The organism is Pseudomonas sp. PI1 (genome assembly GCF_000812405.1).
Taxonomy (GTDB): domain Bacteria; phylum Pseudomonadota; class Gammaproteobacteria; order Pseudomonadales; family Pseudomonadaceae; genus Pseudomonas; species Pseudomonas citronellolis.
In genome coordinates this window covers 135,535-155,989 of record NZ_JWMC01000074.1, presented here as the reverse complement: position 1 = coordinate 155,989, position 20,455 = coordinate 135,535, and the positions used below count along the sequence as shown (strand labels likewise).

Below are 20,455 nucleotides of genomic sequence, written 5' to 3'. Positions count from 1 at the left end.
CGCGCTGACCATGCTTCAAGCCCTTCGGCGGGGGCTCCGATCCATTCTTCTGCCTCCCACATATCTGCCCAGCCTTCGCAAGCAGCGGTCTCCACCAGCCGAACCCTACCCTCAGTCTTTGCCGATGCCCTCACCGCTTGTGGGAGTATTTCCTTTGGCCCCCCACCTAGCAGCACAGCTAACCCGTCTCCTGCTCGAACAGTGTGAGCTGGCGCCGCAAGCCACCTGCCGCCCTCGAGTCTGACCATGTCTCCCAGATCGGCAAGACTATTAAGTATTCCTATTACTCCAGGTTGAGTATCCACTCCATCGGCAGCAAGATCTGGCCACAACGAAACCAACTTACGTCGTACCATACCGGAGAGACGAACCGAGGCAGCAGGCTCCCACTCTCCCTGACTACCTTTAGGGGCGGAGCAAAGATGCGATACCGCTCGCAAGCATTCCGACACTGCGGATATCCGAAGGCATTCCCCTCCTCGCCTACAGCCTATCCCCGCCGCGACGCCCCTACGCGCGCCCTCTAAGGAAACCGCCTGCCACTCCATCGCCACGCCCTCAAACTGTCATGTCTGCTCGCCCGTTGGCCAACTCGCGTTCAGCGATTTGAATGATCTCCTTAACAGGACCTCCGTTGGCTCTAGCCCATGGAGCGGCCCATGAGACAAGCAGCGAATTGAGATCATCCTCCGCTTTTCCGCCTGGTATCGCCCTGAGAGCCGCGTATGCACGGCTAGACACGCGCCGCCATAAACTGCCGCCTTCAAAGCCTGCTTCCTTCAGAAGCTCACCCAACTGGCTCGTAACTGGAGTCGTCTCGCTAGTTTCAAGGCCATCGACCTGTGGCCAGGCTTCTTTCGCGAGTCGGCCGTACTTCAACTGGGGTAGCTTGGCGGAAATTCCGCGCATCGGAAGAGCATCCGTATCGAATACGGGCCCCAGTTCAGCAAGCGTGCCTCCATCAGGGAACGCGGCCGGGCCCTGCGCCCAAGAGGCGATTAGAGCAAAGCCTCCGTAGCTAGACCCGGTGAACTGCCGTCGTACGACAATATCTCGAACAGCAGCACCGTAGACCTCAAAAGCTGAGAGGTTCGCCCCCTTCAGAAGCAGGCAACCTGACGAGCCTGCAACAATCTCGACACAGTCGGACGCAGCCTCATCAGATATAAGTCCGACCGGCACTCGCCATTCATGGAAAATCGGCCCGCCGATAGCTGCGGCCACAGAGTCAGCCACCAAGTCAGCGAGCGACCCAGAGAACTGCACCATTTGGCCTGCGGCAAGAGCTGCAACTATCTGGCGAGCAGCGGCGATTGTTGCCCCTCTCGCAACGCCGGTCGCCTGAAGATTCGAAGCGACTAGGTCACAGGCGTTTTGGATAGAAAGAATGGCGACAAACGCTCCCTCCGGCTTGTTCTCAAGCAATCTAACCCGTTGCTTTGTTCCTGACTCCGCACCACTTCCCACCAAGATGCTTTCAAGGGCAGCGACTCTTCCCAAAAGTATGCCAACGGTCTCAGCCGTCTCTGCCTGATCAGCTTCGCCTGCTGAAAGACTTTCGACAGCCACCCTCAGCGCTGCTATGTCAGTTGCGACCTCATCCCACCTCTCTCCACGGACCACAAGCGCCCGCACGCCTTCCTCAAGGACATCGGCTTTGATGCTGACGGCGGCGATAGCGTCAGCGTTCTGCTTAGCGGCAACGCTTAGCGAATCAATAACTTTTTCAGTCTTTTCGGAACGTGCGAATTCCGCATCCAGTGACATCCGCAAGTCGGACACTGCATTGGAACTCTGACTAACGTTCTTGGCGAAGTCCTCAATACCTCTGACAAGAGAAGCCGCTGTGACTTCAAGTTGCCCAATGCGGTTGGCCTGATCCGCAGCAGCAACCTCAGCAACTGCAAAGCGTTGCTCCATGTCTTCAATACGGGTCGGCAGGCCGTCGATCATCTGATCGCGTGCCAGAGTTGAAGCCGAGCGGAAACAAGCAAGTGCTATTGCGACATCAGGATGGTCTGGAAAACAACTGAAAATGAATAATCGCTCTACGTCCTCTTTAGCGGCACGCGGAAAACGCTCAGCGAGCTCCCTCAAGAAGGAAGGACCGGCGTCGGAAGTAAGCTCGGAGTTGTCGCCTTGTGGAATGGAACCTCCCAGCCGGCCCATACCCCAAGCCTCCCAAAGCTGGGTGAAGATACTCCAGTCAAATGCATCTTTGAGGCTTGTTTGCGGATGGATCAGATGTCCTATTAGACGTTTCTGTCTCTCCTTGAACTCGGGAGGTGTGCCTGGTCTGAATCCTTGAATGCGCGGCAAACGGTTATAGATTGTCTTGCGCAATCCATGAGGAATTTCCTCAATGAATTCGGCGACCACGGTTTGTCCCAATGCAGAAATTCGCTGTTTTGCCTCCTGGCTGTATTGGTAACTCATGATGAGGCACCTTCTCCCAAACGTTTAATTTCAAAGCCGCAGGCAAGGATCTCCTTTACCAGCGAACGATAATGCGGGATGAGCGACGCTTCGGGCCTCACAGCAGCGAAGACTCCAACTAGCGAGTTGTCGTCAGAACACACTGTTGTTGGCGAAGCAATTTGCAACTGGAACATGAAACTAAGCAACCTCGATCGCAGGGCCGGAGTGAGTTCCTTACTACGGAGTCCTACTGAAGAACATGTCCAAGTGCCGGCGACGCGCAATCGCCCAAAACCACCGAATTCAATCTCTACGTGACATGCAGGGTCGGCCAAGGCGGAAGTTATCTTCGTCAGTACGTCAGGCGGTGGGAGACGCATATGACGGCTATGAGGAGAAGAGTCACTCCCAGAGGAAAGCGCTGTCACAAATCGCCCAATTGGTCCATCTATGCGGAGAACTCCCGTCGCGCCAGGAGGCATCGATAGATAGTCTGGCCCCCTCCCATGTGTCCGGGCCTCAGCCACCATATCTGTACACCTGCGTTGATGCAGAGGAACAACATGGTGAACTCCCATTGGTGTCGTGAACGCCAGTTCGACAGAGGGGAGCCACTGAGAGCGCACTGGATTAAGGGTGAAGGATACGAACTCTTCAATCCCTGGATTGTTCGCATCTGAAACTTTTACAGTCTGCGCGCCGTCAGTCTTAAGGGCAAAAAACGCTGGCGATCGCTCCTTTCCTAGAACGGAATACTTTGAGGACCCACTTTGGACTTGCATTGTCGGACCTTGATCCGACTGTTCCAACGGCATCATCTTCGCTGCTAGCAAGAGTACGCTTGTCCTGACACTCTCAACCACATTGACACTTGCGTTCCTAGTAAAGAATGGCCAAACAGCGGTGATTGCGGGCACGGGCGGTGCAATTGGCAGCCCTGTGAATGAATGCAACCAATCGGCGCATCTTGGGGATAATTCATCAGGAAATGTGGCTAGAGCTAGATTCCATCCTTGTCGCCCAGGAAATCTATCGATCACTAACTCATCGGGAAAATCTGGCTTAGCAGGCTCCCTCCACAGCAGAGCAAAGGCTTCCGAAGCTCTTAGCTCCTGTGTTCGTGGGAATCCTCGAGGTTCGCTTCGGCCCGACGCGGTGAAGGCCGCAGCTCCTACGGCGGGTAACCCTCGGCACTCTCTATCCACACTGAGGACGAACGAAGGGTCGGGTTTGCCGCTGAATTCGACTATAGAGTAAGGGGCAGTAGAAAGCTCAACAGTCACACGGCGGCGCTCCTGCATACCACGCATATTCAGCGTCTGGACTCTTCCCCCCACGTCCAGCGAGAGCATAGCCGGACATTCGCGACATGGGGGCAGCACCAGTTCGAGCGACCAGCCAGCACGATCGGCCCCTATTGGAGGGATCACCAAGCGGAGCTCCATCCTCTGCTTCTCCATAGTGGCAGAGGCTTGTCCGTGGATATACTGCCCGTGAAGGCCCGGAACAAACATCTCACACTCAGGCGATCCCATTCCAGGCCAATGGGCGAAATGAGGTTTCCTTCTCACACCGGAGCGGTGAGAAACCCTCGCCTTACAGACTGGGCATATATAAACCCAGGAAAACGATACTTTCGCCGCCGACTCCAATCTGCCAGTTATTTTATTGAAAGCATACTCCACTCTCCCCTCCCTGTATCCCTACAGCCAGTCAATATTCCTATGCTTTTCTATTTCCTCTATCTGGGCACGTAGATTTCGCGCCTGATTTCCAAACATGTCAATAAGATTCCCAGGCATCCAGTCTCGATACTCAGGTCTACGCCTTGAACGAGGTATCATCCAGCGACTCACTGCTTGCTCGGCAACATCCTTTGCAGACAGGAGCGATGTCAAGTCGGGCTGACCTCTTCCGGTCCGCAGAATTTCTGTCGCGTTATTGGCCAGCTGGCATATAAAGACCTCGCGCCGGATACCGTGCCGCATTAGATTTTGTTTGAAGCCAAGCGCAGACAACGCTGCTTTCATAGTTCGCAAACGCCAGTTTGGTCCTTGCCCGAAGGCATGCTGATCCGCGTAAGTATGGTCAATATCACGCAAGTAACTACGAAGCTCCGAAAACAATTGATCGGGGATATGAAAATGCCCCCAACCATCGGTATACCCAATAGACTCTAAGTACTTTATTCCATCAAGCTTAAGACGATTGTAAACTGATGACCTCCCCATTGACGACGACGTCGTTATCGCAAGAAGCCTAGCTTTCTTTACCTCCCCGGAGATGATACCTGTCATACCACCATATACAGTGGAAAAATCATCATAAAGTTCACGACTACGCAATAAGCATGCTATAAGCTTACCACCCAGGAGAATATTGTACGGGGGGAGGGCCCCTAACACGTAGGCGTCCATTAGATTTACGAGCCGCGCACTTCTATCATGAATATTCCAATCAATAAACCTATCCCGCACAGCAAGATTAAACACAGGGTCACCGATGGCAATTAGCCCTATTAGCTTCCCATTATTTTCATCCCAGACAAGGTAACGGAGACGCCTACCAAACCCGTTTGAAACGGGAACAGACCACAACAAAGATGCAAGCCGAAAGAGCTCACCTTGTTGCGTTCCCGATGAAACACGCTCAAGGACCGGTGAAATTTTTTCCGGGTCAATGTCCGCCCCGGACGCAAAGAATTTCATCAGTTTTCGGCCAGTTAGTGAGACAAATTTCTCATTAGCTGAGAGCTTCTCCTCTCGCTGCGCACTGTGGAGAGAGCGGATCGCCTCCTTAGTGTTTCCCGGAGCTTGCAATACTCCCTTTTCAGCTTTAGTAAAGCCAAGAGAGTGCAGGTGCTCCCGTAACTTTTCCTTTAGATCCTCCTCACGAGAGTCGACATCAATACTTGTTGTATCGCCATTTGGCATTTTTTGCTTTGCATCCCAGTCAAAATTTGCCCATTTTGAACGTTTCTCGAAGCATGCGCCATTAGAGTCGCCGGTTGACAGCTTCCAAAAGGACGACGACAGCGATCAGGTTGCGGACCGACCAGCCCCTACGGCCCTAGTTTGGGCGGCACATTTCCGGGGACCGAATTTTCGGTCTTACACGCTGATATAGCGTAACCGTCGCCTCGCGCCGCCTAGGCCTGCCAGAATCAGAGCGAGGCATCTTTGCAGACAGATAGTAGGCACCGTCACCGCCAGTTCCGCAACTGCTTGCTGCGTGAATGGACTGCACAACTTCTCGACTAGCTTCCTCAGTAACGCCCACTCGACGCTCTTCACTCCTAGAGCTGTGAGGCGCTGAATGATAGGTCTCGCCGTCCTCCCCTGGACCAAGCCAGATGACCACTGGCATTGATCGAGGATGTGACAAGTGCCACCTCCAATCACGAAAGACGAGTTCATCACCAGTTCCGCAGCTCATTACCTCAGGCGCGACAGAGGCATAGCCTTTTGATGTTGATATGATGGCACGCTACAATCCGACATGTAGAAGATGCAACTGTACAAATATACAGATATCTCCAAGGCCATCCGAACCCTCGACCTGACGACCTGTATATACATACAGAAAATAATCTCTAGTCAGCAGCATATTGAGTGTTCGCAAAAACTGTTGATACGTAGCTACTGAAAGGTGAGGTAGGGAAGGAACTCGTGGAAAAGCAGCGGAACGATGCTACCAGATTAATTGAGGCGATCTCCTATCAATTGACCGTAACACTCGAATACTGCCACTCTCTTGTTGAAGGTCAAAGTTTATGGCTGGAGCGATTCGGGGATGTGAGTACCGAGGGTAAATCCCAAGTTGAAGTGAAAGACTTCGCCGATGCTCTAACGGACGGCCATATAAACTTCTGGAATACGCTGAAGAACTGGTTGGCGCCAAGGTTTAAGGCTGATTACTATTCAGAGCTAATACTTCTGACAACTCAGAAGTTTGGAGTAAATTCCGAGATAAAACACTGGAACGAGCTAAATCTTTCGAAGCGGATAGCTCTTCTAAAATCGGTTCATGAATCCTGCGAGTTACGGCTCGAAAAAACAGGAGAAAAGAAGCCGTCGAAAACAGTTTCTGCACAGCGATTTGTGATGGCTGACGAGAGGCGCAATCAGCTCATGGATATATTGGAAAAAATTTCCATTATATCTAACGAACCATGCTTGGTAGATCGAGCCAATGCGGCCAAGTCGAAATTTGGGATAGGCCTAGATCCAACCAAGCGAGATGACTATTTTCAGGCATTACTTGGTTATTTAATAGAACCTGGAATGATAGAGAAAGGTTGGAAGATTTCGTACGAAGATTTTGACATGAAGATTGCAACGTTGCGAGCGCGCTATTCTCGCAATTCGCGAAAATTTCCAGTGATCAACTCTCGTGACCTCATTAAAATAGCTGAAGACCCATCTTACACTGAAAGAATTTTCGTAAAAAAGCTTCACGAAATTGAGTATGGCTCAATGGTGTCCACCGCCATTCTGCATCATATAGTGGCAACCCATACAATCCTTGATGAGTTCAAACGGTTTACCGTCGACAAGGAAGATGTAGATAATTACAAAAAAGACCAGATGGATCGGCATGCTAGCTTACGTCGCGCCGAGGTTCGTCGGTGTAGTAAACTGGCTCAAGAAGACTGGTGCGAAGCGTCCCAAAGTTTCTTTGATACACGATGTGGCGATAGTGCAGATCCATTTCCAGGCTTCGACAGCACATCAGTCGAATTTCGCAACGGGATTTTGCATATACTGGCAGAGGAAGTGGATGAGAAAGGCGAGGATAAGTTACATTGGAGACTTTGGTAATGGATCTTACAACCACAGATCATATCCATACACTTCATCGTAGCCCATTGATTCTTGCGCCCATCCTACATTCATTCTATTTAAATGTACACGAAGCCCCTAGAAATATTCTTCTGAGCTATCTGGTTTTGCCATTCGTGCTACATCAACCTACATCCGCTTACCTTTACCGAATTACTGATCGCAACTCCCTCCGAACTATGTGCTCGGAAAAGTCGCGTGTAGCCGGCATTCACAAGCGAATTATTTTGCTCCGTCAAGCTACTAACCAGGCATTATTTAGCCTTATAAACTCCGAACATCTACGGATTGATGACGAGTTGACTGTGCAGCCAGTCAGGAAAAATATCTATTGCCCGGATGGCATCAGGCCCCAACTGGTGTCTGCACGCAATCTAGCTCGGCTCTTTGAAGATAGTGACGCACCTCAAATATACAAGTTGTTAGGGATGACGCAGTTATGAAATGCATTGTGAAAGCCATTGGTGTTATCGATCATGACAACCAAGCTCATCACGTCGAGTTCTTTCCCGGACTAAACATAATTACTGGAAAGTCCTCGATGGGGAAGAGCGCCATAATTGAAATATTTGATTTCTGTCTTGGCAACAGTGATGACACAATTCCTAAGGGCATAATAACCAGTCGAGGAAAAATCTTCTTTACTATCCTTGAAATGGAAGCCTGCTTGCTAGTGCTTTGCAGGGAGCGTACTAGTGATCGATTATTTCTCAGAGAGTTCTATGAGGCTTCCCTAAAAGATATTCTCGAGGGGATGAAGAAAAAGGACTTCTATCGGCCAAGCTGTTACTTTCCGCTGAGAGATTTTAAGAAGGAATTAGGAAGATTCTTCGCTATAACATTGGTAGACGTGGACGAGGATACGGGCCCCAGGACCTATGGAGTAAAGAAGAGTGGAACTCCCTCTATTCGAAGCTTTGCCTCATACATGCTACAACACCAGAACCTAGTAGCCAATAAACACGCTTTATTTTACAGATTCGATGAAAAGGCAAAGCGAGAACAAGTAATTGATCATTTCAAGATTTTTCTTGGAGTAGTAGATCAAGATTATTTCTGGCTCGCCCAAAACTACAATGAGCTGAAGCTTGAGCTAAAAAAAATAGAAGCTCAGATCCCTAAGCGGCAAGAAGAAAAGATCCGACTCCAAAATGCAGTTGAAGGACTCTTAATAGAATATAGGATCGTGAGCGGGACGGACCTAATTAGCTTAACGGCCGCCCAAATTGTAGCAAATGCACAATCTGCGCTGAAAAAAATCAAGGACGCGAATGTTCGAATTGATAGCGCAGCAGACACATATGCTGAGCAAAAAAGATTATTGGACGATAAACGTGCAGCACAAACAGCAGTGGTGCGTGAGCTTCAGGACAAGATCTTTGCTGTCCGATCATCAATTGGCTTTACTGAAACCTATCAAAGCACCATTGGATCCATCCCTGTACCTGAGTACGCCGAGGTAAGCGAATCTCACTGTCCATTCTGTGACGCACCAAGTGAAATTCTAGAGTTGGAGGCCAATAAGCTATCGCACGCTATCGGCTGGATGAATAGCGAGCTGAGAGTATCTTCATATGTGCGAGAAAGTTTTAAAGAGGAAGAAACCAAGCTTAATAAAAAGCTAGATGAAGAAAAGGAAAATCTTTCAGAGATCCAAAAGCGAATCAAGGGAATTACTAGCCAGATAGATCAGCTCAAGAATAAGAAGACGGTTGACGAGGTAGCTCTTCGCATCAAGCATCGCCTTGAGCTTCTAATTGAGAACTACTTGGATAAGCCGCAAACTGAGTTCGAAGGCACCAGGAAGACAATAAAGGAAAAGCTCGAAGAACTTCGACCGCAGCTTGACGCATACCAAGTTGAGTCGAAAATGAGAGATTTGAGCTACCTCATTGATAGTGAAATGGCTCGTATCGGGGCGGAATTCGATTTCGAAGCCGCCTATAAACCAATTAATCTTAAGTTCGACCTTGAAAGCTTCGATCTCTGGCATGAAAGCCCCGATATGGGTAACGTTTATTTACGCTCCATGGGCAGTGGTGCAAACTGGCTGTATACCCATTTAACACTATTTTTGGCGCTTCATTCCGTATTCGCATTGATGCATGAGAATGGGTGTAAGATTCCGCCTATTCTTTTCCTCGATCAACCTACACAGGTATATTTCCCCTCAACAATCGATCATGGCAAATCTTTTAAACCGAAAGAGCTAGCCGCGACTGCAGGAAGAGAAAATAGTGTAGATCACGATATGAGCGCGGTGACCAACATGTTTAATAAGTTTGTAGAGTTTTGCGAGAATACTTATCAAGCCACCGGTATTCGGCCGCAACTGATTATCACTGATCATGTAGACGACCTAGAGCTAGCCAACAACGTTGAGTTCCATGACTTTGTTAGGGCTACTTGGCGGGATACAGGATTCATTGGTGACCGAGTGACTCCAGAGCCCTCAGGTTCATAATAGGCCACGCTGCAACCAAAATCAGACTCTTGGTACTCAGGACCTAATTGAACCGAAGGTGATTTTTCTCGTGCTACCACCTTCGAATATTCCAAAGCCTCTAATCAGCGGTGATCATGCTCATCCTTCGAGGATGAGCATGATCCGTTACCAACCGCCCTCAAAATTTTCCCGAAGTACAAAGGCCACTCCTCAACTAGCAGGTCGCTAATTAGGTGCTATCCAGCTCTTGACTATCGACATATACCCATCCGGATGCATCGAGCCCCTTCGGGGCTCAACCGGAGTGGCTGAACATCCTTGACCAGGTAACGCATCGCCTTGTGGACATGGGGTCGGACCTCCAGGTCGCTCCGGTAAACGATGCCGATACCACACTCGCCCTCGTACCGCCCCTTATCATGATTGCAACTGTTGTAGTTGCCATGTCCCGAGTGATCCGCTCCCACAGCTCACCGAGCTGCTGAGCCTTGTAGACGTCTCGACGTATCTCCTTTCCATTGAAGAAGTAGTGCCGATGGACGCCCGTGATATTGCCAATGACTACGATGCCCTCTGGCGTGTCATGCGGGACGCCAAGGAAGGATTGGTGCGCATCCAGGTGGTACCCAACCCCATGCGATACATCCTAGAGAACTTCTTTGCCTTCACTGGCAATGCCCAACGGTTTGAAGACATCCTGCAACAACTGTCAGCGGAAGATGGGACATTCCGGCCCTTGGAGCGTTTTTTGAACCGAGGGGCCCACTGGGACGAGACGAACATCGCCCATATCGGCTGGGGCCAGTTCAACATCACCTATTACCTTTCCAAGCTGGAGGCTGTTTTTCAGGCGGTAGGCCATCCAGAGCACTACCGTTTGAAGATGGGGCTACCAGAGGCCCAGTAGAGAGCAGTAGCACGAACTTAACTAACAGATGTCGTATATCGCGCGGACTAATCGGGCCGCGAGGTGCCTTCGGTACAAAGCTCACGGCTGTTTGGGATCGACAGCCCCCGTAGATCCCTTCGCGCGACACAACAATTCGATTCAAAAAAAATACAGCTCTACATCACTGCTTTGACATACCCATCATGGAGGCTCTCCAGCCATGTCATTGCAGTGTCCTCGCTGTAACTCCCCCAAAATCGCATCTCTGCATCCCGCCATGAAGATCGGCGCCCTGGTCGGCACGGTCGGTGGCGCAGCGCGTGGCGCTTCCGCCGCTCTTGCTGGTGGTCAGGCCGGCGCAGCAGTCGGCGCCATTGCCGGCCCGCTGGGCATTACCCTCGGCTCGTTGTCCGGCGCCATTCTTGGCGGCCTGGCAGGCGGTGTCGGCGGCTGTGCGCTCGGCGCCCAACTCGGCGACCAGTTGGATCGCCACGTGCTCGCCAACAACCTCTGCCTGATTTGCGGGCATCGCTTCAACCTGCCGACCTGATCGGCTTCGTTCTTCGCTCCCTCCCCTTTCATTCCTTCCGCCGGTGCTGCGCTTCGCGCAGCGCTTTATGCCGGCTATTGCTCACAGGAAACTCATCATGGCTCATCTCATCGAACGTATGGCCTATGTCGGCGAAGCTCCCTGGCATGGCCTGGGCAGTCGTCTCTCCCCGAAACAACCGCTGGAAGTCTGGCAGCGGGAAGCTGGCATGGACTGGCAAATCCAGGAAAGCCCCGTCCACTTCAAAGCGGACGCAGTCGGACATCTGGGCAGTATTCACTCCTTCCCCGAACAGAAGGTGCTCTACCGCTCCGACACCAAGGCACCGCTTTCGGTGGTCTCCCAGCGCTACCAGGTGGTGCAGCCGAAGGAAGTGCTGGAGTTCTACCGTGACCTCACCCAGGTCTCCGGTTACGAGCTGGAAACCGCCGGCGTGCTCAAGGGCGGTCGCAAGTTCTGGGCGCTGGCACGCACCGGGCAGAACACCTCGCTAAAGGGCAACGACCTGGTCAACGGTTACCTGCTGTTGGCCACCTCCTGCGACGGCACCCTGGCCACCACGGCAACACCGACCACGGTGCGGGTGGTGTGCAACAACACCCTGACCATCGCCGTCGATGGCGCTACCCGGGCGATCAAGGTGCCGCACAGCACCCGCTTCGATGCTCAGGCGGTGAAGAAGCAACTCGGTATCGCCGTCTCGCAATGGGACGAGTTCATGTACCGCATGCGCCATCTGGCCGAGCGCAAGGTGCAGTGGCACGAGGCGATGGGCTACTTCATGCAGGTGCTCTGTGATGCCCAGCCCAACAACCCATTGCCGGATGCCTTGCCGAACGAACGCGCGCTGCGTCGGGTGCAAAGCCTGTACGAAGGCCGTGGTCGCGGCTCGCAATTGGAAGCCGCCAACGGCACTGCCTGGGGTCTGCTCAATGCCGTCACCGAGTATGTCGACCACGAGCGCCGTGCCCGTAGCAACGAGTACCGCATGGACTCGGCCTGGTTCGGCCAGGGGGCGGTAATCAAGCAACGTGCCCTGGATGCGGCCCTGCAGTTGGTGGCCTGACGGCCGCTCCCTCCTTCCGTTATCTCTCTTCGCCCAACCGGTTCTGCGATGACAGCAGTCGCTCGCAGGTACCACGACGTTGGGCGTTCCCTTCCACCTGCCGGGGTTCCGCTCCCGTGGAGTTGGGCCTCGGTGTTTCATTGGAGGCCTCTCTCATGGGCTGGCTGTTCTCATCCCGAACCCGGTCAGAACTCGTCCAAGATCTGATCCGCCCCGAAGACACGGCACGAGCCAGTGTTCGTGTGCTTGTGCATACCTTGCGCGGCAATGTGCTGTGGTCGGTCACCGAAGTGACGGCGAAAACTACAGGTGTCCACCCAGACCTCTCACCTGGCGAGTCCATGCGCTACATCCGCTGTGATCTGCTGCAACGCAGTGGCGGTGAGTGGGGCTACAAAGTCATGGATGAGTCCATGGCGCCGTACTACTACAGTTGCCCGCTGCGCTATCTCGACATGGCCAAGGAACTCTCGCCCACTTGGCGCGAGAAGGTTCGTGCCCATCACGCACGGCGACGGCAGCCGGTGACCGCCATGGCCGGTGGTGCAGCCCGTTAAGAGGGAGGGATTGCAGCACTGCTTGGATGCAGTCCTCCCGTTGATGGCCTGACGACCCCAACTCCCTCACTCGATGCCCGACCGGTTCCGCCGGTCGGGCATTTTTATGTCCGGAGAAAAATCCTCATGACTCACGCCCATTCCACATCCAACAGAACACGGCAACGCCCTGCCCTGCGCCTGGTCGGCACCAAGGATCTGTCCCGTGACGACTGGCTGGCCGTACGCAAGCACGGCATCGGCAGCTCGGATGCTGCAGCCGCAGTCGGCCTCAACCCTTACAAGTCGCAGCTGGAGCTGTGGCTGGAGAAGACCGGTCGCGATGCCGGGCTGCCCAAGAGCGATCCGAACGACGAGGACAGCCCGACCTACTGGGGCAACATCCTCGAGCCCATCGTCGCCAACCACTATACCCGGCGTACCGGCAACCGGGTACGGCGGATCAATGCCGTGCTGCAGCATCCCGATCCGAAACTGGACTGGATGCTGGCCAACATCGACCGCGAGGTGATCGGCGCCAGCGACGTACAGATCCTCGAATGCAAGACCGCCGGCATCAACGGTGCGCGTCTGTGGAAGGACGGTGTGCCGGTCTACGTGCAGTTGCAGGTGATGCACCAGTTGGCGGTCACTGGCAAGCAGGCGGCCGATGTGGCCGTGTTGCTCGGCGGCCAGCACCTGGAGATCCATCGCATCGAGCGCGACGAGGAGCTGATCGCCCGCTTGATCGAGCTGGAGCGCGATTTCTGGAACTACGTGCAACGCGATACGCCACCGCCGGCGGATGGCTCCGAGTCGGCGGAGCAGGCCCTGCGCTGCCTGTATCCAGAGGACCAGGGGCACACCCTGGACTTCACCCAGGATCCGCTGCTGTCGGCTGCCTTCGATGAACTGCAGATGGTGCGCGCCAGCCTGGAGCTCCAGGGCAAGCGCGAGGCCGAGCTGAAGCAGCAACTGCAGCAGGCCATGGGCGATGCCAGCCGGGCGCTGTTCGCCAACGGCGCGGTGTCCTGGCGCAAGGCCAAGGACAGCGTAGTGCTCGATGTGTCGCGGCTGCTCAAGGAAAAGCCCTACCTGCTGGCGCGCTACCCCACCACCAAGGTCGGCAGCCGGCGCTTCCTGATCACCTGATTTCGCTTCCCCCCTTGACCACCCTGGCGTCTCCCCTGCGCCGGGGTGGTCCTTTTTATTCATCCACTGGAGAACCACCATGCTCAAAGGCTTGGCCATTACCCCGCCGGTGCTCGGGCGGATTTCCATCGGCAAGGTCGTCGAGAAGAACGGCAAGCGCCTGCCGGAGAAGGACGATCAATTCACCCTCACGTCGCAGGTCCAACTCCGCGATGGCTGGCTGCCCCATCCGCTGGACGAGGAGTTGCGCAAAGCGCAGGGCGGCAAGATCCGCAGCATTCCGATCCGTCTGCTGTTCAACGCGCCGGAGCTGAACTTCCGCGCCGAGTACTGCCTGTTCGATCGGCAGTCCGGACGGCCGCTGTGTGTCGGCAATGGCGAGACCTGCAGGCGCCGTGGCCAGGACTGCATCGCTTCGCTGCCCTGCCCGTCGCCGGATGGTTGTCCGCTGGCCAAGGGCGGTGCGTGCAAGCCCTACGGTCGCCTCAACGTCGCCATTGGCGATGAGGATCCGCTGGGCAGCTTCGTGTTCCGCACCACCGGCTTCAACAGCATTCGTACCCTGGTGGCGCGGCTGCAGTACCTGCAGGCGATCTCCGGCAACCGCTTGGCGTGCTTGCCGCTGGAGCTACGTCTGCGCGGCAAGTCCACCCGGCAAAGCCATGGCTCGCCGATCTTCTACGTCGATATCACGGTGCGCAGTGGCCTTTCGATGGAGGAAGCCTTGCTGCAAGCCCGGGAACTCGATGAAGCGCGCCAGGCCTCCGGCTTCGACCAGGTGGCGCTGGATGCCACTGCGCGGCTGGGCTTTGCCAATGGCGCTTTCGAAGACAGTGACGAGGAAACGGGGGCCATCACCGAAGAGTTCTTCCCGGAGCCGGCTCCTGAATCGCCGCCTTCGACCGCGCTAGTAGCGGAACCGCTCACCACGCCGAAACCCACCCTGTCGACGCTGCTGAAAGCCCGTGCCGAAGCCCGGGCCCAACACGCCGCGGACTGATGTCCGCGGCATCACCCATCACTCAATCTACGAGGAGGATTGCGCCATGAACCTGGTGCGCTTCATTGGTTTGCTGTTCGTGTTCATCGGCGTGCTGGCCAGTTGCGCGATGGCCGTTGCGCTGCTGGTGCTCATGCTGCGCTTTTGGCCGCTGGCACTGGCCATCGTACTGGCACTGATCCTGTTCCACCGACTCCTCCAGCGGGTCGGGCTCCACATTTCCCTCTAGTCCCCTGGCGGCATAAGCAGGAGCCATCAGGGCTCCTACTCGCCGACTCTCATCCCAACTTTCCGCCTAACAGGAGCACTCACCATGATCACACGGTGTCTGATCTGTAACTCATCCGTGGTGCTGTCCAAGGATGCCGCCAAAGCACTGGCTCGGCTGATGGGCACGCTGGACGGTTTCTTGCGCGGCATCCAGCAGTCATCTGCCCGGCAGCAGCCGATCACCTCGGACCTGCATTGCGAGAGTCCGCTGGAGCGCGCGTTCAACCTGATGCTCGATGGTATATGCGGCGCGGCGGCGAACTGGAACAGTACCGGCGATTTCATTCGCGATGTACGCCGCTTTCAGTTCATGGAATACGACTGCCTCTGCCTCCGCTGCGGAGCGAAGTACAACGAAGAACCCCTACCACGCCGCTAACTCAATTCTGCTGGCTGAAGTGGCACCCCTCACCCGCGACTAAGTCGCTCACTTAACCGTTCGACCATCTCTACGACCAACTGACGGTCGCTCTCCTCCAGGGCATTCAGTAATCCGCTGATCCGCGAGGCCTGGTCATCCGGGCGCAAGCTGGCCTCGCTCAGCAGTTCCATCGCATTGCAGTTGAAGATCGTCGCAAACTCGAACAGCCGGGCAATGTTGGGCATGACGATTCCGCGCTCGATGCGTGACACCGCCTCATTCCCCACGCCCAGGATCTCCGCCACTTCGTCCTGCGTCATCCCACAGCGCATGCGCTGCTTAGCAATAGCCCGTCCTACCGCTTCAGCCAGTGCTTTCTGATCCGTACCAGACATGATGCCTCTCCCATTCAACCTGAATGGTTGAGCACCGCCTCATTGACATGAAGAACACCACAGGTCGAAAATCACCCCAAAAGGTTGATTTTCGACTTTATTGGTGATCTTTCTTCACTCGATACAGGGATTGTCCCCATGCACAAGCAACTGCTTCTGGCTTCTCTCCTCGGCTGGCTGGCCACCAGCACCGCTTTTGCCGGCACCTCTGAATGGACTTCCAGCTACACCCAAGGTGTCGAAGAACACCTGATCGACGACGGTAACGGCAACCAGTTGAACATCACCTGCCCAGACGATGGAGAAAGCGCGGTCTCCGCTTACGCCACCATCGCCGGAAAACAGTACTCATCCGAACGCGATGGCTTCGACGTCATCGTCGACGGCACCACCTTCAGCAACCCCCTCTACACCGACTGCGAAGCCTGCAGCTCCAGCTTCCCGGGCTTCTGGGCCGCGCTGCGCAAGGCCCGCACCCTGCAACTCAGCGCCGGCGGCCAGACGGTGAGGCTCCCGACCCAGAACCTTCCCCAGGTTCTCCAACCCCTGACCAGCAAGAAAAACCTCTGTCGCTCTGCTTGGTAGGCAGAACGACGCAAGTTGTCGCATCGCAGTTAAAGAATAAGAAAGATCCTCATCAAACCAAACCAATCACTCCACCAACTGCGCAGCCAAGTTTGGCTGCGCATTCACCACCCAACTTTTTATTTTCGAAAAGAGGTCTCCGCAAAACAAATAATAAAAAAACAAATCGCCAAATACTGTTTAGGGATAAAGCACTCATGACTCCAAAATATCGCAAGACACTGCTCGCCCTGGCGATTTCCGCCAGTGCCCTACCCCTCGCCGCACACGCCCTGACGTTGACCAACAGCGGGCTGGACAGCGAAGGCAACACCTACACCGACAGCACCGAAGTCACCGGCAGCTTCACTGGCAGCGACCAGCCACTTCGTTTCTACAGCGACACTTTCAATCACGACTTGGTGCTCAACGCCCAGGTGCAGGCCACGGGCGATGACCTCAACGGCGTCGACCTGTCCTACGCCGGCGATGATGACACTCCCTCGCCCATCGGCGCGCCGACCGAGGTGTTCGGCAACCTGCAGAACAAGGGCAACATCACGGTGAACGGCGCGGGCGTCACCGGCCTGCTGATCGATCCGGCCATCATCCACGGCAACCTGGTCAATGAAGGCACCCTGCAGGTGGCCGGCGGTGTCCTCGAGGGCGATGGTATCCGTGGCCTCAAGTTCGCCGGCCAGTCGGTGTTGCAGGGCGACCTGGTCAACGCCGCCAGCGGCAAGATCCTCGCCGATGGCGAAGAGGCCACCGGCATCCAGCTCAAGGGCGGCACCATCGCTGGCAAGCTGATCAACGATGGTCTGATCCAGGTCAGCGGCGCCGGCTCGACGGGTGTTCTCGCCACCTATGATGATGACAACGGTGGTCCGGATCGGGTGGACCTCGGCGGGATCGAGAACCATGGCAGCATCGTGGCCCACGGCGACGATGCAACCGCGTTGCGTCTCGACGGCGTGAGCTTTACCAGTGCGCCGGTACAGGTGCTCAACACCGGCACCATCCAGGCTGACGATGCCGCCATCGAGGTGGGGGCCTTCGACATCGACGGTGCGAATGCCGGCAACACGTTGGTCATCCAGAACAGCGGCAACCTGATTTCCCAGGACGAAGCCATCGATGCCTCCCAGGCCAGTGGTGGCGTGCACCTGGTCTGGAACGCCGGCAGCATTACCGGCAACCTGATCGACCTATCCAATATCGAAGTGAACGGCGACGTGACCTTCAGCGGTACCGACGCCAGCACCGATGGCGCGAACATCCGCTTGAAGGACGCCGGTTGGCTGGATGTCGGCAGCGATACCGGCAACACGCCGGCACACTTGGAATTCGCTCAGCCGCACACCACGATTCAGGGCAACCTGGATGTGGCGGGCAACTCCTCGCTGGGGCTCAACCTGAGCACGGCCACGGATCCGAGCAAGGCCGTGGTCGCCGTCTCCGGCACGGCGGAATTCGCCAAGGGCTCGCAGATCCAGTTGGCAGCCCAGGGCAGCGACTTCAAGGCCCAGGGCACGACCTATACCCTGGTCCAAGCCGGCACCCTGCTGAATGACGGCGTCAGCGTAACCAGCCGCTCGGCCCTGCTGAACGTCGACACCGTCAGCAGTGGTGACAACCAGATCCTGGCCAAGGTCAGCACCAAGGGCCAGGACGAAGTCGGAGAGGTGATCGGTCAGATTGGCGGTTCAGCCAACGCCCAACGTGCAGGCGCGGCCTTCAGCCAGGTGATTACTGGACTGGCGCAGAGCAATCCCAACGATCCGGTGTTCCAGGCTTACGTGAATGCCTCGCAGGATCCGGCAGCGCTGAAGAAGCTGACGGAGCAGCTCGCTCCTGAGGTGAACGGTGGTGCGACCCAGGCGGCCACCAGTGGGCAGACGCTGATGAGCAACGTCACCGGCAATCGCACCAGTAGCCTGCGCGGTGAGTCCTCGGGCGATGTGCTGCAGAACACCGGCATCTGGGCCCAGGCGCTGTACAGCGACGCCAACCAGGATCTGCGTGATGGCGTCGCCGGCTTCAACGCCTACAGCCGTGGCATCGCCATCGGCGCCGACGGCAAGCTCACCGACCGGTTGACCCTGGGCGTGGCCTACAGCTTCCTGCACACCAGTGTGAACAGCGACAACGGCAACACCACCGACGTCGATGGCAATGCGCTGACCCTCTACAGCGGTTTCGAACAGGGCAACTACTTCGTCGATGCCAACCTGAGCTATGGCCTCAACGACAACGAGAGCAAGCGCCGTATCGCCGGCACCACAGCCAAGGGTGACTACGACAGCCAGGTCCTGGGGGCCAACGTCGTCGGTGGCTACACCTACCACCTGAACGAGCAGGTCCTGATCGAGCCGCGGCTGGCCGCTCGCTATGCGCGCGTCGACATCGACGGCTACCACGAGAAAGGGTCGTCGGCGGCGCTCAAGGTAGATAGCCAACGCTACGAAGTGGCGGAGCTGGGTGCTGGTGTTCGTGTGGCGGGCGACTTCCTGGTCGGCAATGGCAACCTGCAGCCGCAAGCCAAGCTGATGGCCTACCATGACTTCGCCGCGGACGAAGCCCAGAGCACCTCGACCTTCACACTGGGTGGCACGCCCTTCGTGAGCCAAGGTGCCAAGGCAGTCCGCAACAGCTACGAAGCCGGTGTCGGTGCGGACTACCATCTGGGTGCGGTCACGGTCGGGGTCAGCTACGACTACACCGGCAAGACCGACTTCAACGCCGATACTTTCACCGCCAAGGTTCGTTACGACTTCTGATGAGCCACTACCTTTCCGGCCCACGCACGTGGGCCGGTTTTCTTCGAGTCCTGACGGCGCTGCTGGTCGGCGCCCTCCTCGCCGGCTGCCAGTCGCCTCGCGAAGCGCTGCAGCAGTTGGCTGATGAGCATGGGCGGAAACTAGAGATCCTGCCGGGGCAACCGTTCCCGCTCGCCATACTGGTACCGCAGGGCACAGCGAAAACAGCTCGCCTGCGCGTTTACTTGGAAGGCGATGGCCATGCCTGGGCCACGGCGACACAACCCAGCCTGGATCCGAGTCCACACAACCTTCTGGTAGCACGGCTAGCAGTGGACGATCCAACGCCGAATGCCTACTTGGCGCGGCCTTGCCAGCTCGTCGCCGCACCGGCCTGTGAACCCTCGCTCTGGACCAATCGGCGGTTTTCCCAGGAAATCGTCACCAGCCTCAGTCAGGCACTAGACCAACTGAAGCAGCGTTATGGCAATCGGGAATTCGAGCTGGTGGGATATTCCGGAGGTGCAGCATTGGCACTGCTGCTGGCAGCCCAACGGGAGGATGTTGCTCAGGTCCAGACTCTGGCCGGCAACCTCAGTCCACGGCTTTGGGCACAAATGAAAGGGCTCTCGCCCCTCGACGGTTCGCTAGATCCGCTCGACTATCGTAGTCAACTCGTGTCGTTGCCTCAGCGGCATTTAGTTGGACAGCGAGACACCGCTATTCCAAGTCGCTTGCTAGACCTTTACCGGCGAGCCCTCGGCTCCCCCTCTCATATCGAATGTATCCATATACCGGGAGCAAGCCACGATACCGGCTGGGAAGTCGCATGGAAGCGTTGGGTACAGCCCCTCACTCCAGCACGACAACCTTCGCCTTGTGTTCAGCCAAGACTCAGATCAAGTGAAGCGACATGATCTGTCGCGACCTGCTGGCAGTCTGGCGTCATCCAATAGTCACGGGATGACTGCTATGCCAATCCCACCCGCACCCTTCACCCTCACCTGCGCGTGCTGCTCTTGGAAAAAGACCATTTTTCCCCAGAGCGATGTGCTGGTACTGGAACGCGATTGGTTCATCACCTGCCCCAACTGCCATAGCCCTTCGCTTGAACGTCGCGGCGCTAATCATAAGGAAATTCTCAGGACGCGCTTGGAGCAATTCCTCAGTATCAATAAGCAGTGATCCTGCCCAAGAGCAAGCGACAC

19 protein-coding genes and 1 pseudogene are annotated in these 20,455 nt (G+C 55.8%); 14 read left to right on the top strand and 6 right to left on the bottom strand.

Annotation, left to right across the window (positions count from 1 at the left end; all coding sequences use genetic code 11):
- Positions 1-558 precede the first annotated feature (558 nt).
- From RN02_RS33475 to RN02_RS23780, 4 genes and pseudogenes are all read right to left on the bottom strand, one after another.
- Positions 559-2,436, bottom strand: coding sequence for a hypothetical protein (locus RN02_RS33475; protein WP_043317336.1), 1,878 nt, complete (start codon positions 2,434-2,436; stop codon positions 559-561).
- Positions 2,433-2,612: a hypothetical protein gene (locus RN02_RS33470; protein WP_135499837.1), complete on the bottom strand. Its 180-nt coding sequence runs from the start codon at positions 2,610-2,612 to the stop codon at positions 2,433-2,435. The genes RN02_RS33475 and RN02_RS33470 overlap by 4 nt, the downstream gene beginning before the upstream one ends.
- A gap of 1,356 nt (positions 2,613-3,968) precedes the next feature.
- Positions 3,969-4,103, bottom strand: a pseudogene (locus RN02_RS34765) (hypothetical protein); the annotation flags it as partial.
- An 18-nt stretch (positions 4,104-4,121) separates the two neighbouring features.
- Positions 4,122-5,351 (bottom strand): Druantia anti-phage system protein DruA, encoded by a 1,230-nt coding sequence (locus tag RN02_RS23780; RefSeq protein ID WP_043317331.1) that lies wholly within the window; start codon positions 5,349-5,351, stop codon positions 4,122-4,124.
- Positions 5,352-6,086: 735 nt separating this feature from the next.
- Between RN02_RS23780 and RN02_RS31770 the strand changes: the two genes are divergently transcribed.
- The 5 genes from RN02_RS31770 to RN02_RS32740 all read left to right on the top strand — a co-directional run bounded on the left by RN02_RS31770 (position 6,087) and on the right by RN02_RS32740 (position 11,144).
- Positions 6,087-7,238, top strand: a complete 1,152-nt coding sequence (locus RN02_RS31770) for a hypothetical protein (protein ID WP_052267819.1) — start codon at positions 6,087-6,089, stop codon at positions 7,236-7,238.
- Entirely contained in the window at positions 7,238-7,702 is a 465-nt protein-coding gene (locus tag RN02_RS34355) for a three component ABC system middle component (protein WP_052267817.1), read from the top strand. The genes RN02_RS31770 and RN02_RS34355 overlap by 1 nt, the downstream gene beginning before the upstream one ends.
- Positions 7,699-9,723: a DUF3732 domain-containing protein gene (locus RN02_RS23775; RefSeq protein WP_043317329.1), complete on the top strand. Its 2,025-nt coding sequence runs from the start codon at positions 7,699-7,701 to the stop codon at positions 9,721-9,723. The genes RN02_RS34355 and RN02_RS23775 overlap by 4 nt, the downstream gene beginning before the upstream one ends.
- Positions 9,724-10,240: 517 nt before the next feature.
- Positions 10,241-10,612 (top strand): AAA family ATPase, encoded by a 372-nt coding sequence (locus tag RN02_RS23770; RefSeq protein WP_043317328.1) that lies wholly within the window; start codon positions 10,241-10,243, stop codon positions 10,610-10,612.
- A 259-nt stretch (positions 10,613-10,871) separates the two neighbouring features.
- Positions 10,872-11,144 carry a hypothetical protein gene (locus RN02_RS32740; RefSeq protein ID WP_003150493.1) on the top strand — a complete coding sequence of 91 codons (273 nt, stop codon included), beginning with the start codon at positions 10,872-10,874 and terminating at the stop codon, positions 11,142-11,144.
- 28 nt (positions 11,145-11,172) lie between these two features.
- Here RN02_RS32740 and RN02_RS34350 read toward each other — a convergent pair whose 3' ends face one another.
- Complete coding sequence (locus tag RN02_RS34350) at positions 11,173-11,409, bottom strand: hypothetical protein (RefSeq protein WP_236695222.1); 237 nt, start codon at positions 11,407-11,409, stop codon at positions 11,173-11,175.
- Here RN02_RS34350 and RN02_RS23760 point away from each other — a divergent pair.
- From RN02_RS23760 to RN02_RS23740, 6 genes are all read left to right on the top strand, one after another.
- Positions 11,296-12,210, top strand: a complete 915-nt coding sequence (locus tag RN02_RS23760; RefSeq protein ID WP_236695221.1) for a DUF932 domain-containing protein — start codon at positions 11,296-11,298, stop codon at positions 12,208-12,210. The genes RN02_RS34350 and RN02_RS23760 overlap by 114 nt on opposite strands.
- A gap of 155 nt (positions 12,211-12,365) precedes the next feature.
- Positions 12,366-12,767 (top strand): hypothetical protein, encoded by a 402-nt coding sequence (locus RN02_RS32735; RefSeq protein WP_074980472.1) that lies wholly within the window; start codon positions 12,366-12,368, stop codon positions 12,765-12,767.
- 126 nt (positions 12,768-12,893) lie between these two features.
- Positions 12,894-13,898: a YqaJ viral recombinase family nuclease gene (locus RN02_RS23755; RefSeq protein WP_043317321.1), complete on the top strand. Its 1,005-nt coding sequence runs from the start codon at positions 12,894-12,896 to the stop codon at positions 13,896-13,898.
- Positions 13,899-13,977: 79 nt separating this feature from the next.
- On the top strand, positions 13,978-14,898 hold the full coding sequence (locus tag RN02_RS23750; protein WP_043317319.1) for a recombination directionality factor: 921 nt from the start codon (positions 13,978-13,980) through the stop codon (positions 14,896-14,898).
- A gap of 46 nt (positions 14,899-14,944) precedes the next feature.
- Positions 14,945-15,127: a hypothetical protein gene (locus RN02_RS23745; protein ID WP_043317317.1), complete on the top strand. Its 183-nt coding sequence runs from the start codon at positions 14,945-14,947 to the stop codon at positions 15,125-15,127.
- An 84-nt stretch (positions 15,128-15,211) separates the two neighbouring features.
- Positions 15,212-15,547 (top strand): hypothetical protein, encoded by a 336-nt coding sequence (locus tag RN02_RS23740; RefSeq protein WP_043317315.1) that lies wholly within the window; start codon positions 15,212-15,214, stop codon positions 15,545-15,547.
- Positions 15,548-15,576: 29 nt separating this feature from the next.
- On the opposite strand, the gene RN02_RS23735 is transcribed toward RN02_RS23740, so the two are convergent.
- Positions 15,577-15,924: a helix-turn-helix domain-containing protein gene (locus RN02_RS23735; protein WP_034040888.1), complete on the bottom strand. Its 348-nt coding sequence runs from the start codon at positions 15,922-15,924 to the stop codon at positions 15,577-15,579.
- 138 nt (positions 15,925-16,062) lie between these two features.
- On the opposite strand from RN02_RS23735, the gene RN02_RS23730 reads away from it, so the two are divergent.
- From RN02_RS23730 to RN02_RS32730, 3 genes are all read left to right on the top strand, one after another.
- Positions 16,063-16,509, top strand: coding sequence for a hypothetical protein (locus RN02_RS23730; protein WP_043317312.1), 447 nt, complete (start codon positions 16,063-16,065; stop codon positions 16,507-16,509).
- 197 nt (positions 16,510-16,706) lie between these two features.
- Positions 16,707-19,268 (top strand): autotransporter family protein, encoded by a 2,562-nt coding sequence (locus RN02_RS23725; protein ID WP_043317310.1) that lies wholly within the window; start codon positions 16,707-16,709, stop codon positions 19,266-19,268.
- Positions 19,268-20,164: an alpha/beta hydrolase gene (locus RN02_RS32730; protein ID WP_074980471.1), complete on the top strand. Its 897-nt coding sequence runs from the start codon at positions 19,268-19,270 to the stop codon at positions 20,162-20,164. Before RN02_RS23725 ends, RN02_RS32730 begins: the two co-directional genes overlap by 1 nt.
- The last annotated feature ends 291 nt before the right edge of the window (positions 20,165-20,455 follow it).